The sequence below is a fragment of the Dongia sp. agr-C8 genome, from assembly GCF_054658695.1.
Genome location: NZ_BAAGHZ010000003.1, coordinates 255,995 through 269,465 on the forward strand (window position 1 = coordinate 255,995; position 13,471 = coordinate 269,465).

A 13,471-nucleotide genomic window follows, 5' to 3' on the forward strand; every position below is an offset into this window, starting at 1 on the left:
GTTAAAGAACCGGTCCGGATGTCCTTAGCCGCCCATATTGGCGAGCCGGGCCTTGGCCGCGGCGAATTCCAGCGTCCAATAGGCGCGGGTTGCCACCGCCGCCTGCAGTGCGCTACGCGCCGCGTCCTTGTCGCCGGAGAGATAGGCCCATTCGCCGGCGAAGAAGTTCAAGGCGCAGAGCTGCTCGAAGCCGGTGTTGGCGTCGCGGTCCTTCGCCGCCGCCTTGGCCTTCGCGAGCGGGGTGGCGCCGGAGAGCGTGTCATAGATCGGTCCCGGCCAGGCCTCGCCCGAGGCGCCCTTGCCGCTTTCGAGCGCGGCAGTGGCCCCGCCGGCATCGCCCTTCGCCTTCTTCGCGAGCGCGGCCCAGAGCGGCGCGGTCGGCGCGCTGGAGGCCGACGCCTGGCTCGCCGCGGCGTCGTTGTTGCCGGTGAAGTAGTTCACCGCCGCCAGGATCAAGGAGCGCCGGTTGGCATCGGCGGCGCTGCCGCGCTCGAGCGCAACCTTGGCCGCGGCGAGATCGCCGCGCGCGATGTTGATCTCGCCCAGCTTCTCGTAATAGAGCGCCGGGTCGTTGGGCACCAGCAAGGCGCGCTCGACCTCGAGCTTCGCCTTCTCGAAATCGCCGACCCCGATATAGGAGAGGCTGCGGTAAAAGACGATGTCGCTGTCCTGGTTGTCGAGCTGAGCCGCCTTCTCGAAGGCGGCGCGCGCTTCCGGGAAGCGGCGCTGGTCGAGCCGCACCAGGCCGATCCGGGTGTAGATCGAGGGATCGCGCGGCGCCAGGACAGCGGCCTGCTCGTATTTGCGGATTGCCTCGTCGCGGCGCTTCGCCTGGTTGAGCGCCGCGGCGAGATCGCCCAAGGCCGCGATCTTCGCCTTGTCATCGGTTGCCTTGGCGACCAGGCGCTCGCAGGCGGCGACGCGACCGTTGCCCGAGGCCGCGGAGGTCGGCTTGCAGATCTCCTCGTCAGGGCCGGTCGGTTCCGGCGCGGCAGCCGGCTCAGCCTTCTTCTTCTGCGCGACGGCGACCGGCTTCTCGCTCAGCACCGAGCGGTGCATGTAGCCGCCCTGCCCGGCGACCTCAACCCGCCACCACTTGCCGTCGGTGGAAAGACCGGTCGCTTTCACCTCGGTATTGGTCTTCAGCTTGGTGACCAGCGCCGCCTTGGAATCCGGCTCGGCCCGTACCTGGCCGCCGTTGGTGGCATAGAGCGTCGCATTCTGCGCGACGAAGGTCAGTGCCGGTGCGACGGCAGCAGGCTCGTTTGCGGGAGGCTCGATGGCGGCGGGCTGGGCCGGTTGCTCGACGGCGGCCGCTGGGGCGGCCGGCGCCGGGGCGCCGTATTGCTCGACCCTGAGCTTGGCGAGATCGACGAACTCGCCGTTCGGGTATTTCTCGAGATAGGCCTTGTAGTCGTCGGCGTTCTTGCTGGACTTGATCGAGTTCCAGTAGGCGATGTCCTGCTGCTGCGGATCCGCCGCCGGCTCGGCCGGTGCGGCTGCCGGCGCCGCCACCGTGTATTTCTTCACCCGCAGCTTGGCGAGATCGGCGAAGTTGCCGTTGGGGTATTTGTCGAGATAGCCCTGGTAGTCCTCGGCCTGCTTGCTGTCCTTGATCGCATTCCAGTAATCGAGCTCGCTCTGCGCTTGAACGGTCTGGACGGGCATCGCTGCGGATGGGTCGGCGCTCGCGGGCAGGCTCGGAAACGACGCCGCCAGGAGCAGCGCGAAAGACCATGCAAGCTTCGGATTCATTCGGAACGTCGCTCCCTGCTGATCGGTGGCGGTCGTTGACCCGAGCGCGTAGCTCACGCCGGTGACGCAGAGCCAACCGCATAACAGGATGCTCAACAGGGCGCGGCCGGCCAAGGCACGCATCGCCCGGTCCTCCCCCGGTGCCCGCCCCGACCGCCGGAGCCGGCGGCCTTACTTTACAACGGATTGCATCGGGACATAACCCTCGCCGCGCCCGGTCGGGAGGGAGACCTTGTACCAGCGCCCGTCGCTGCTCTGCGCGGTGGCGATCAGCGGCCCGCCCTGCTTCGCCTGAAAGATCGGCTGGCCGCCCGCGGCGTCGAAGATCATGGTGCCGGCGCGGACGTTGATGGTCTTGTAGATGTCGTTGAAGGACAGCGAAGACGCCGTTTGCTGCGGCTGGGGCTGCGGCATGGGCTGCCCCTGCGGGATGGTGATCCCGAATTGACTGGCCGCCTGCGACAGAAACTGCTGGGCCACATCGTTGCCTTGCGGCACGGAAGGCTGCGGTTCCGACGCGGCAACCGGCACGAGGGCCTCGGCGCCGAGGGTCTGCGGCTGGGCCGGTTGCGCCGGTGCGGCGGAAGCCATCTGCACCGGCTGCTCGGAGACCACGCTGTTGTGCATGAAGCCGGTCTGGCCGTCGGCCAGCACCACACGCCACCACTTGCCGTCGGTCGAGATGCCCGACGCCGTCACTTCGGCATTGGTCGGCAGCTTGGAGAGCATCTGCGCCTTGGAACTCGGCTCGGCGCGCACCTGGCCGCCGTCCTTGGCATAGACGGTCTGGTTCTGCCCGATGAAGCTGGGCCCCGCCGCCGGCTTGGCCATGGTCTGCGCGGCGGCATCGGGTTGTTTCGATGCGGTCTGCCCCGCATCAGCGCTCGCGACCTGGGTGCTGCCCCCCTTCAGCTCCGCGAGCTTGGCCTTCGCACGCTCGACATAGAGGCCGTTGGGGTATTTCAGCAGATAGAGTTCGATGGCATCCGAATCGCTGCCGTCGGCGACGCTGTCCCAATAGGTCTTTTCCACGGCCAAGGGATCATCCGCGGCGGGGGCGGCGGGCGTTGCCGGGGCCGGGGTGAGCGCAGCCACCTGCCCCGCCTCCGGCGGCTTGAAATAGAAGCGGCCGGTGAGCGAGGAGGAATCCCAGGGCGTCTGCGTGTTGCCAGTCGAGGCCAGCACCTTGGTGCGCACTTCCTGGAACACGTCGGCAATGGAGAGGCCGGGCTGGGTGATGACCTCCGCCAGGGCCGTTGTATAGGGGCTGTTGACGCCGTCGCCGTCCGCGGCGGTCGAGCCCGGCGCGGTCGAATAGGCGATGAAGCTGCCGCGCGGCGTCGCCTTGATCTCGGCCAAGCCGCGGCTGGCGCTGCGGGCGGAGCTCGGCAGCGGGTTGTTGCGGCAGGCATCGAGGATGATGATGTTCACCGCGCTGCCGGCGAAATCCATCTGCTGCAGCACCGTCGAGGCGGCGACCGCCTGCAGCGCCACATCGGCTTCGCGTTCGAGCTTGGCGTCGACCGGGATCAGGTAATTCTCGCCGGCCACCTGCACGCCGTGACCGGCATAGAAGAAGAGACCCGTGCCTTCGGAGCCCGCCGCCGCCAGCTTCTTGCTGAACGCGGCGATCGCCTGCTTGATCTGGTCCGCGCTGGCATCCTCCGCCTCGACCACGTCGAAGCCGACGCTCTTCAGCGTCTTGACCATCAGCTTGGCGTCGTTGGCGGGATTGGGCAGCGCCGGCAAGCCGCCCTGATAGGCCGAGTTGCCGATGACCAGCGCGACGCGCGGCTCGGCCAGCGCCGGATCCGCGAAGACCAACCCGAACGCGAGCGCACAGCCGGCGCTCAGAGCGCCCAAGGCTTTCACGCGACGCCGAGAGAAGGAAAGCTTCATGACTGTCAGGTCCCGCGCGGCCGGCGCGCTGAAACGACCGAACCGCGAAAAAAGTCCAGAGGAATGGCGAAGATTATAGGCCTATTCGGCACCAGCTCATAGCCGAGCCGGGGCTGCTGCCCCACACTCAAGTGCAAGAAATTTAACCCTAAATTGACAGCGGCGGTGCTTTGACGGCCTCAGCGCAAGGCCGCGCTTTCATCCATGCCGATGCGCCATTCCTCGGCCACCCCCAAATGGGGGTCTTCTGCGGCGGGCTTGAGCGCCCGCATCTCGGCCGACGAGCAAAGCCGTCCCAGGGCCCAGACCGCGGCCTCGCGGACGAGGGGCGAGGGGTCGGCAAGATGCGGCCGGGCGGCGGCCTTCAGCGCCCCGGCACCGCTGTTGCCGATGGCGATCAGGACGTTGCGCAGGAACCGATCGCGGCCGATCCGCTTCACCGGCGAGCCGGCGAAGCGCTGGCGGAAGGCCGCGTCGTCCAGCGTTGCCAGCTCGGCCAGCGCCGGCGCAGTGAGATCGGCGCGGGCTTTCAGCTCCGGCTGCACTGCGGCCTGGGCGAATTTGTTCCAGGGGCAGACGGCGAGGCAGACGTCGCAGCCATAGATCCGGTTGCCGATCAACGGCCGGAGCTCGCGCGGGATCGCGCCCTTATGCTCGATGGTGAGGTAGGAAATGCAGCGCCGCGCATCGATCCGATAGGGCGCGGGGAAGGCCTGTGTCGGGCAGGCATCGAGGCAGCGCCGGCATGCGCCGCAATGATCGCTTTCAGGCGCCTCGGCTTCGAGGTCGATGGCGAGGAACACCTCGCCGAGGAACAGCCAGGACCCGAGATCGCGCGAGACCAGGTTGGTGTGCTTGCCCTGCCAGCCGATGCCGCCGGCTTGCGCGAGCGGCTTTTCCATCACCGGCGCGGTATCGACGAAGACCTTCACCTCGGTCTTGTGGGTGTCGGCAATCCAGCGGCCGAGGGCTTTCAGCTTCTTCTTCAGCACGTCGTGGTAGTCGCGGTGCCTCGCATAGACCGAGATGTTGGCGCAGTCGCCCGGCAGATCGAGCGGCGCTTCTTCGGGTCCGTAATTCAGGCCGAGGACGACGACGCTTTTCGCCTCGGGCCAGAGCAACTTGGGATCGCCGCGGCGATCCGCCTTGGCGGGCATCCAATCCATCTCGCCATGCAGGCCCTGGGCGATGAAGGTCTTGAGATTCTCTTGTGCTTCCGGCGCGAGTTCCGCCTTGGCAAAGCCCACGGCATCGAAGCCGAGCTCCAGGGCTTTGCTGCGGATGGCGTCGCGGAGGCTCATGCTCCGCGCTATCCCCGACCGCGGTAGGGCTCGACCTTCTGATCCGGCACCCATAGATCGGCCGGCTTCTTGCCCTTCTCGAAGAAGACATCGATCGGCATGCCGCCGCGCGGATACCAATAGCCGCCGATGCGGATCCATTTGGGCGCGATCGCCTGGATCAGGTCCTTGGCGATGTCGAGCGTGGTGCCTTCGTGGAAGCCGCCATGGTTGCGGTAGGAATGGAGATAGAGCTTCAGCGACTTCGATTCGACCAGCCATTTGCCGGGCAGGTAGTCGATGACGAAATGCGCGAAGTCCGGCTGCCCCGTGACCGGGCAGAGGCAGGTGAATTCCGGCGCGGTGAATCGCACGGTGTAATTCTCACGCGGATGCGGGTTGGGCACGCGCTCCAGGGTCTTGACGCTGGGTTCGGCCGGCAGATCGCTCTTCGCGCCGAGCTGCGTGAGGGCGGTGTATTTCGACTTGGCCATTGCGTGTCTCCTACTCCGCGGCCTTCGAGCGGGCCGCGACCAGCGCCTCGATGACCTGGGCGACGCCGTCCTGGTCATTCGTGCCGGTGGTTTCGTAACCTTCCGCCATCACGTCGGGATGGGCGTTGCCGACGGCGACGCCGCGGCCGACAAAGGAGAGCATCGCGAGATCGTTCGGCATGTCGCCGAAGGCCACCACGTTCTTAGGGTCGACGCCGAGCCGCTTGCATGCATCGGCGAGGCCGAGTGCCTTCGAGACCCCGGCCGCGGCCACTTCGACGAAATGCATGCCGGAGAAGGTCACCGAGAGTTCGTTGCCCGCGACGGCGCGGACCAGCTCCGCCAAGGTCTCCACCGCGTGATCGGGGTGATGCACCGCGAGCTTGATCACGTCCTCGGCGCAGAGCGCGTCGATGTCGCCAATCTTCGGTGCGATTCCGCTGACCCAGGTATCGGGCCGCGGGAAATGCGGCTCGGTGCCGACATGATGGCCGTGCTCGGTGGCGAAGCAGACGCTCGGCTCGCGCTCGCGCAGGCGCAGGATGATGCTTTTCAGGACATCGCGCGGCACATGCCGGTTCTCGATCACGGCCTGTCTATCGAAATCGTAGAGAATGGCGCCGTTGGAGGCGACCCCTATGTTCTTGAGCCCGAGCTGATCCGCGATCGGCTGCATCGTGCGCGGCGGGCGGCCGCTGGCCAGCACCATCTGGAAGCCGGCCTTGACGGCCGCCTTGACCGCGGCGACGGTGCGTGGCGAGAGGCTGCCGTCATGGCGCAGCAAGGTTCCGTCGAGGTCGCTGGCGATCAACTGGATGTCGGTCACTCTTTCTCGCTTTCCGCTCGTTGGGCGTGGAAGTCGGCGACGAAGGCATCGAGATTTCCGGCCTCGATCGCACGGCGCAGGCCCTGCATCACTTCCTGATAATAATGCAGGTTGTGCCAGGTCAGCAGCATCGGCCCCAGCATCTCCTTGGCCTTGATCAGATGGTGGAAATAGCCGCGCGAATAGTTGCGGCAGGCCGGGCAGGTGCAATCCGGATCGATCGGACCGGTGTCGTCGGCGTGGCGGGCGTTGCGCATGTTGAGCTCGCCGCGCCGGGTGAAGGCGAGGCCGGTGCGGCCCGAGCGCGTCGGCATCACGCAGTCGAACATGTCGATGCCGCGCTGGACCGCGCCGACGATGTCCTCCGGACGGCCGACACCCATCAGGTAGCGCGGCCGATCCTGGGGTAGGAAATCCGGCGTGAAGTCGAGCACGCGGAACATCTCCTGCTGGCCCTCGCCGATGGCGAGGCCGCCGATCGCATAGCCTTCGAAGCCGATCTCGCCCAGCGTCTTCGCCGACTCTTCGCGCAGGTCCCGGTAGATCCCACCCTGCACGATGCCGAACTGGTGATAGCCCGCGCGTTCCCGGAAGGCCTTGCGGCTGCGCGCGGCCCAGCGCATCGAGAGGCGCATGGAATCCGCGGCCTGCTGCTCGGTTGCCGGGAAGGGCGTGCATTCGTCGAAGCACATGGTGATGTCGGCATCGAGCAGGCGCTGGATCTCGATCGAGCGTTCCGGGGTCAGCATGATCTTCGCGCCGTCGATATGCGAGCGGAAGGCGACGCCCTCCTCGGTGATCTTGCGGAGCTGCGACAGGCTCATGACCTGGAAGCCGCCGGAATCGGTCAGGATCGGCCCCGGCCAGTTGGCAAACTTGTGCAGGCCGCCGAAATGCGCGACCCGCTCGGCGCCCGGGCGCAGCATCAGGTGGTAGGTGTTGCCGAGGATGATCTCGGCGCCGGTCGCCTTCACCGATTCCGGCAGCATCGCCTTCACCGTGCCCGCGGTGCCGACCGGCATGAAGGCCGGCGTGTTGACGATGCCATGGGCGGTCTTGAGCTGGCCGCGCCGCGCCTTGCCGTCGGTGGCGAGGATCTGGAAATGACTCACGCGGCATTCTCCAAAAGACAGGCATCGCCGTAGGAGAAGAAGCGGTAGCCGCTGTCGATCGCGTGCTGGTAGGCCGCGCGCATTTTCTCGGTGCCGGCGAAGGCGCAGACCAGCATGAAGAGCGTCGATTTCGGCAGGTGGAAATTGGTCAGCAGCAGATCGGCGGAACGCACGGTCTTTCCCGGATGGATGAAGATATCGGTCTCGCGCGCGAAGGGCTGCAGCTTGCCTTGCGTATCGAGCGCGCTTTCCAGCAGGCGCAGCGAGGTGGTGCCGACGGCGACGATGCGCCGGCCTTCGGCACGGGCGCGGTTGAAGGCCGCGGCGGTCGCGGCCGAGACTTCGCCCCATTCCGCATGCATCTTGTGTTCGGCGATGTCGTCGACCTTGACCGGCAGGAAAGTGCCGGCACCGACATGCAGGGTCACCCGCGCCTGTTCGACGCCGCGCTGCTCCAGTGCGGCGAGGAGCGCGGGCGTGAAGTGGAGACCCGCGGTCGGCGCGGCGACGGCGCCTTCGCGCGCGGCGAAGATGGTCTGGTAATCGGCATCGTCCTCGGCCGAGACAGCCCGCAGCTTGCGGATATAGGGCGGCAGCGGCATCGAACCGATGCTGTGGAGTGCGGCCATGACCTCGGTCTCGGCGCAGTCGAAGCGGAGGGAGATTTCGCCGGAGTCTTTCTTTTCAAGAATGGTTGCCGTCAGTGCGGCGGCACCCCCTCCCCAGCCCTCCCCCGAAGACGGGGGAGGGAAAGGACGGTCTCGCTGCGCCCCTCCCCCGGCTTCGGGGGAGGTTGGGAGGGGGTGCGACTGATGACTCGCACCGAACGTGACGACATCCCCCAGCTTCAGCTTCTTCCCCGGCTTGGCGAAAGCGTCCCACTCCCGGGCATCCTCGGCCGAGCGGCGGATCAGGGTGACCTCGATCCGGGCCTCGCCCTTGCGGCCTTCGAGCTGGGCCGGGATCACCTTGGTGTCGTTGACGATCATCAGGTCCCCGGCCCGGAGGATCCCCGGCAGCTCGCGGACCGACCGATCCTCCAGCGCCGCCCCGACCACCAGCAAACGCGCGGAATCCCTGGGCTTTGCCGGGTGTTGCGCGATGCGGTCCGGGGGCAGGGGGAAGTCGAAATCGGCGGTTTTCAGGCCCATTGCGCGGGGCTATAACAGCGCGCGTTCGGGAAAGCCACCCCCGGAAATTCAACCCAGATCCGCCCGTTTGGGCCGCCCGATTGGACCCCCGAGACCTCGATGCAAACCAAGCTTCCCAAGGCCGAACATTCCACGCTGTATGTCGCGGTGGTGGCGTTCTTCGTCGCCGACCTGCTGATCTCCAACGTGATCGCGGTGAAGATGATCTCGCCCTTCACCGTGTTCGGCTATCCGGTGACGCTGCAGGCCGCCGACCTGATCTTCCCGGTCACCTATATCCTCGGCGACGTGCTGACCGAGGTCTATGGCTTCAAGCGGGCGCGCAAGGCGATCTGGATCGGCTTCGGCTGCAATCTCTTCGCCGCGGCGGCGATCTATCTCGGCCAGCAGCTCCCGGCCAACCCGGAATGGCACGACCAGGGCGCCTATGACGCGATCCTCGGCACCCAGTTCCGCATCCTCGGCGCCTCCTTCGCCGCCTATCTGGTGGGCGAGTTCGTGAACTCCACCATCCTCGCCAAGATGAAGGTCTGGACCGCGGGTCGCTATCTCTGGAGCCGCACGATCGGCTCGACCATCGTCGGCCAAGGCTGCGACAGCGCCATCTTCTGCACCCTCGCTTTCTACGGCGAGCCTTGGATGCCGAACGAGGCGCTGCTGAGCCTCATCATCTTTCAATGGCTGTTCAAGGTCGCCTACGAGACCGCGGCGACGCCGCTCACCTATCTGGTGGTGAATTATCTGAAGCGCCACGAAGGCGTCGACGTCTACGACCGGGACACCAAGTTCAACCCGTTCGCGCTGGCGGATTAGCCCTCGCCCGCCGCCACTCCGCCCAGGCGAAGAAGGCGATGGCGAAGAGGATGATGCCCAAGCCTGTGGCCTCCAGCGGCGCCGGGCGTTCGGCGAGCTGGATCCAGCTCGATGCGAGGCCGATCGCCGGTGCCAGCAGCACGCCGAGCGCCACCATGCCGGCTTCCAGGCGCGAGATCAGCAGGAACCAAAGATAGACCGCGACCACGGTCGCGAGCAGCGTCGTATAGGTGAGCGCGCCGATGAAGGGCCAGGTCCATTGGATCGCGTGCTCGCCGGGCACGAAGGGGATGAAGAGGCCCATCGAGAGGCCGCCGACCAGGAGCTGCCAGGCGGCGAAGACCGTCGGCTCGTCGCCGTGCTTCTTGTGGAAATGCTGGTAGAGCAGCACGCCGCTCGCCCAGCAGACGCCGGCGATGATCGCGAGCAGCACCGGCATCAATTGCGCGACGCCACCGGCCAGCGCCACCAGCAAGGTGCCGACGCCGGCGAGAGAAGCGGCGATCCAGCGCCGCGGCCCCGCGCGCTCGCCGAGGAAGAGGAAGCCGAGCAGCAGCACCCAGAAGGGCATGGTGTAGGTGAGGACGGCGCTCTTGCCCGCCTCGCCGAACTTCACGGCGATGGCGCCGAGGCCGAAATTGCCGGCGGTCTGCACGATGCCGACGATGATCGCGGCCTTCGGTGATTTGAGACGCAGGCTGCCGCCGCGCAGCTTCACGATCGCCAGCATCAGGGGCGCGGCGATGATGCAGCGGATCGCGGTGTAGGTCATGCCGCCGCAATAATAGAGGCCGATCTTCATCACCGCCCAGTGATAGCCCCAGATGATCGAGAGGCCGACGATGATGATGAGCGACATGCTCGGCGACAGCGTCCGGCTGCGGACGTCGCTTGCCATCGTCAGCCCTCGGCCTGGGCGGTGACCGGCAGCTTCTTGCGCTGGCTCAGAACCATGACGGCGATCCCGGTCAGGATCAGCGCCATGCCGACGGCGTCGGGCCCGGTCGGCCGCTCGCCCAGCTGCAGCCAGCCGGCGGCGATGCCGACCAGCGGCACGATCAACACGATCAGCGAGAGCACGTTGGCCTCGATCCGCTGCTGCAGCATGAACCAGAGCAGGAAGGCCACGGCGCTCGCCGGGCCGACATTGTAGATCAGCGCCAGGACGAGGCTGGTGGTCCAGTGCAGCGGCGCTTCCGGTACGATGAAGGCCAGTGCGGTCAGCACCACCCCGCCGATGCAGAGCTGCCAGGCGGTCAGCGTCAGCGCGTCGATCCGGCCGCTGTGACGGCGCATCAGCGCCTGGGTCACGATGGTGCCGGCGCCCCAGCAGATGCTGGCCGAGAGCGCGAAGACGATCGGCTCCCACGAAACCGCCTTGCCGTTCAGGAAGGTCATCACCATGACGCCGGTGAAGGCCACCAAGGTCGCCAGCCATTGCATCGGACGCGGCCGTTCTTTCAGGAACAGGAAGCCGAGGATCATCACCCAGACGGGCAGCGTGTAGTTGAGCACGGCACTCTTGCCGGCCTGGCCGCCGTGGAGCGCCATGGCGATCAGGCCTTGCGCCAACGCCGTTTGAAGCAGGCCTATTAAGGCCACGGTCCAGGGCTCGACGATCTTGAAGCTGCGCCGGAGAGCGAGCAGCACCAACCCCAGGATGATCGCGCCGCCGAGGCAGCGGATCGCGGCGAAGGCGACCGGACCGGCATCCGCCAGACCGATCTTCATCACCACCCAATTGTAACCCCAGCAGACGGCAAGGCCGAGCAGCAGCAGGAGCGATCCGGCATGCGATCGGGACAAGGTGGGTGATCCTTACTGGTGACTAGTCGCCGGTGACCAGGCGCTCGACCAGTTGCTTGACGGTGGGGATGAAGCCGTTCGCGTAGAAGGGATCGTCCTTGAAGCGATAGGCCTTGTTGCCGGCGAACATCAGCTGGTCGTCGATCTTGTCCGAGTGGCTGATCTCCTGCAGCGTCTTCTGGATGCAGAAGCTGCGGGGATCGGCCTTGCGGCCGGTGGTGCCCTGCTCGTTCTGCGACCAGTTGGAGAAATTGCAGGCCGAAAGACAGCCCATGCAGTTGATCTGGTCGGTCAGGATCTCGTTGGCCTTCGCGGGGGTCACGAAGATCAGGGTGGAATCCGGCGTGCGGAGCGCCTCGGTCAGGCCCTGGTCGACCCAGCTCTGGGCCCGGAGCTTGTCGGCCGCGGTCAAGTAGACCAAGCGGCCGCGGGCGCCGACCGGGAAGGGCCATTCATGCTCGCCGACTTTGTTCTGGCTGTAGGCGACCTGGTGCTCGGCCCGCGCTTTCAGCTCGTCGAGGAACGGGTTGCTGACCGCCGACGAATAGAAACCGGTCGGGCTGAAGCGGTTGAGATACACGTCGCCCTCGTTCAAGTGCAGCAGGCGCTGCTTCCAGGCGTCGGAGATCGGGCTCTCCTGGGTGAGCAGCGGCCTTGTGCCGAACTGAAAGGCGATCGGCCCCATCTCCGGGTTGCCGATCCAGTCGGCCCATTCACGCAGGTACCAGACGCCGCCCGCCATGATGATCGGCGTCTCGGCGAGGCCGCATTCGTCGCGCATCAGCTGTCTGAGCTCGAGCACGCGCGGATAGGGATCCTGCGGCTTCTTCGGGTCCTCGACATTGGAGAGGCCGTTATGACCGCCCGCCAGCCACGGGTCCTCGTAGACCACGCCGCCGAGCAGGTCGTGGAACTTGTGATAGGCGCGCTTCCAGAGCGCGCGGAAAGCCCTGGCAGACGACACGATCGGATAATAGTGGATGCCGTAATGGGCGCAGATCTCGGCGATCTTGTAGGGCATGCCGGCGCCGCAGGTCACGCCATGGATCAGGCCCTTGGCGCCTTCGAGCACGCCGTGCAGCACCCGCTCCGCCCCGGCCATTTCCCAGAGCACGTTCATGTGGATGCGGCCGCGGCCGTTGGAGGCCTCGTAGGCGATCTTCGCCTGGGTAATGCCGCCCTTGATCGCGTAGGCCAAGAGCTCCTCATGGCGCTCGCGCCGGGTCTTGCCGTGGTAGATCTGCGGGATCGGGTTGCCGTGCTCGTCGTAGGAATCGGCGTTGACGCCGGAGAAGGTGCCGATGCCGCCGGCCGCCGCCCAGGCGCCGGAGGATTCGCCATTGGACACCGAAATGCCCTTGCCGCCTTCCACCAGCGGCAGCACATCGATCCCCGACATCTTCAGCGTGTTCAGCGGCTTCAAACTCTTACTCCCAGGCAGATGGACTCGATGGTCCTTCATTCTCCGTCATGCCGGGACTTGGTCCCGGCATCCACGCCTTTCAACGGTGCGACTTCCAAGGCGTGGATCCCGGGGCCTAGCCCCGGGATGACGGCTCAAGCAGAGCCGTCAATTATACGCCTTTGGCCAAGCGGGCCAAGACGGCGCCGGGGGCGTCGGTGAAGACGCCGTCGGCGCCCCATTCGATCAGCCGCGCGGCGCGTTCCGGTGCATTGACGGTATAGACCAGCACGCCATAGCCGGCTTGGCGCAGCTCGGCCATCCAGCTCTGGGTGGCATGGTCGCTGTCGATGTTCATGGTGGCGGCCGCAACGCTGCGCGCCTTGGCCAGCCAATCGACCTCGCGGCCCCAGATCAGATAGCCACGCGGGAATTCCGGCGCCTCGGCCTGCGCCGTGCGCAGGCATTCCAGCTCGAAGCTGGAGATGAGCGGCTTCGGCTTCGATGCGGGCCAGAGCTGGCGCAGCTCCTGCATCACCGCCTTCGCCAGCGCGGCGTGGCGTTTCTCCGGGTCGCCTTTGATCTCGACATTGGCCATGAGGTCGAGTTCGTTGAGGAGTGCAATGGTCTCGGCCAGGGTCGGGAGCTTGGCACCCTCGAACTTCCGGCCAAACCAGAAGCCGGCATCGAGGGCTTTAAGCTCGGCGATTGATTTCAGGTGCGCCGGGCCTTTGCCGCTGGTGGTACGGTCGAGCGTGTCGTCGTGCAGCACGAAACACTGGCCGTCGGCCGAGAGACCGACGTCGAACTCGACCCACTTCGCGCCCTGCCTCGCCGCCTCGCGGAAGCCTTCCAGGGTGTTCTCGGGGGCGGCCAAGGCCGCACCCCGATGCCCGATCACCTGCGGCAGGTGCAACGCCACGCGGGCGTCTC

12 protein-coding genes are annotated in these 13,471 nt (G+C 66.6%); 1 reads left to right on the top strand and 11 read right to left on the bottom strand.

The features are described 5' to 3' along the window. Window positions 1–24: 24 nt before the first annotated feature. From ACYQ4T_RS15420 to queA, 7 genes are all read right to left on the bottom strand, one after another. Window positions 25–1,755, bottom strand: coding sequence for an SH3 domain-containing protein (locus ACYQ4T_RS15420; RefSeq protein WP_459855780.1), 1,731 nt, complete (start codon window positions 1,753–1,755; stop codon window positions 25–27). A gap of 171 nt (window positions 1,756–1,926) precedes the next feature. Next, window positions 1,927–3,654, bottom strand: a complete 1,728-nt coding sequence (locus tag ACYQ4T_RS15425) for a caspase family protein (protein ID WP_459855782.1) — start codon at window positions 3,652–3,654, stop codon at window positions 1,927–1,929. A 179-nt stretch (window positions 3,655–3,833) separates the two neighbouring features. Next, window positions 3,834–4,955, bottom strand: coding sequence for a tRNA epoxyqueuosine(34) reductase QueG (queG, locus tag ACYQ4T_RS15430; protein WP_459855784.1), 1,122 nt, complete (start codon window positions 4,953–4,955; stop codon window positions 3,834–3,836). A gap of 8 nt (window positions 4,956–4,963) precedes the next feature. Next, window positions 4,964–5,428: a preQ(1) synthase gene (gene queF / locus ACYQ4T_RS15435; protein WP_459855786.1), complete on the bottom strand. Its 465-nt coding sequence runs from the start codon at window positions 5,426–5,428 to the stop codon at window positions 4,964–4,966. Window positions 5,429–5,438: 10 nt separating this feature from the next. Further along, a complete protein-coding gene (locus ACYQ4T_RS15440) occupies window positions 5,439–6,254 on the bottom strand; it encodes a Cof-type HAD-IIB family hydrolase (protein WP_459855789.1) in 816 nt (271 codons plus the stop codon). After that, window positions 6,251–7,366: a tRNA guanosine(34) transglycosylase Tgt gene (tgt, locus tag ACYQ4T_RS15445; protein WP_459855791.1), complete on the bottom strand. Its 1,116-nt coding sequence runs from the start codon at window positions 7,364–7,366 to the stop codon at window positions 6,251–6,253. Before tgt ends, ACYQ4T_RS15440 begins: the two co-directional genes overlap by 4 nt. Further along, the gene (gene queA, locus ACYQ4T_RS15450) at window positions 7,363–8,511 is read right to left on the bottom strand and encodes a tRNA preQ1(34) S-adenosylmethionine ribosyltransferase-isomerase QueA (protein ID WP_459858017.1); all 1,149 of its coding nucleotides are present in this window, start codon (window positions 8,509–8,511) and stop codon (window positions 7,363–7,365) included. Before queA ends, tgt begins: the two co-directional genes overlap by 4 nt. A gap of 105 nt (window positions 8,512–8,616) precedes the next feature. Here queA and ACYQ4T_RS15455 point away from each other — a divergent pair, with 105 nt between their 5' ends. After that, window positions 8,617–9,330, top strand: a complete 714-nt coding sequence (locus ACYQ4T_RS15455; RefSeq protein ID WP_459855794.1) for a queuosine precursor transporter — start codon at window positions 8,617–8,619, stop codon at window positions 9,328–9,330. Here the strand turns inward: ACYQ4T_RS15455 and ACYQ4T_RS15460 are convergent. The 4 genes from ACYQ4T_RS15460 to ACYQ4T_RS15475 form a co-directional block, all read right to left on the bottom strand. After that, window positions 9,305–10,228 (bottom strand): DMT family transporter, encoded by a 924-nt coding sequence (locus ACYQ4T_RS15460; protein WP_459855797.1) that lies wholly within the window; start codon window positions 10,226–10,228, stop codon window positions 9,305–9,307. The genes ACYQ4T_RS15455 and ACYQ4T_RS15460 overlap by 26 nt on opposite strands. 2 nt (window positions 10,229–10,230) lie before the next feature. Continuing rightward, the gene (locus tag ACYQ4T_RS15465; RefSeq protein ID WP_459855799.1) at window positions 10,231–11,136 is read right to left on the bottom strand and encodes a DMT family transporter; all 906 of its coding nucleotides are present in this window, start codon (window positions 11,134–11,136) and stop codon (window positions 10,231–10,233) included. 22 nt (window positions 11,137–11,158) lie between these two features. After that, the gene (locus ACYQ4T_RS15470; RefSeq protein WP_459855801.1) at window positions 11,159–12,559 is read right to left on the bottom strand and encodes an NAD(P)H-dependent flavin oxidoreductase; all 1,401 of its coding nucleotides are present in this window, start codon (window positions 12,557–12,559) and stop codon (window positions 11,159–11,161) included. A 151-nt stretch (window positions 12,560–12,710) separates the two neighbouring features. After that, on the bottom strand, window positions 12,711–13,460 hold the full coding sequence (locus ACYQ4T_RS15475; RefSeq protein WP_459855804.1) for a glycerophosphodiester phosphodiesterase family protein: 750 nt from the start codon (window positions 13,458–13,460) through the stop codon (window positions 12,711–12,713). Window positions 13,461–13,471: the final 11 nt, after the last annotated feature.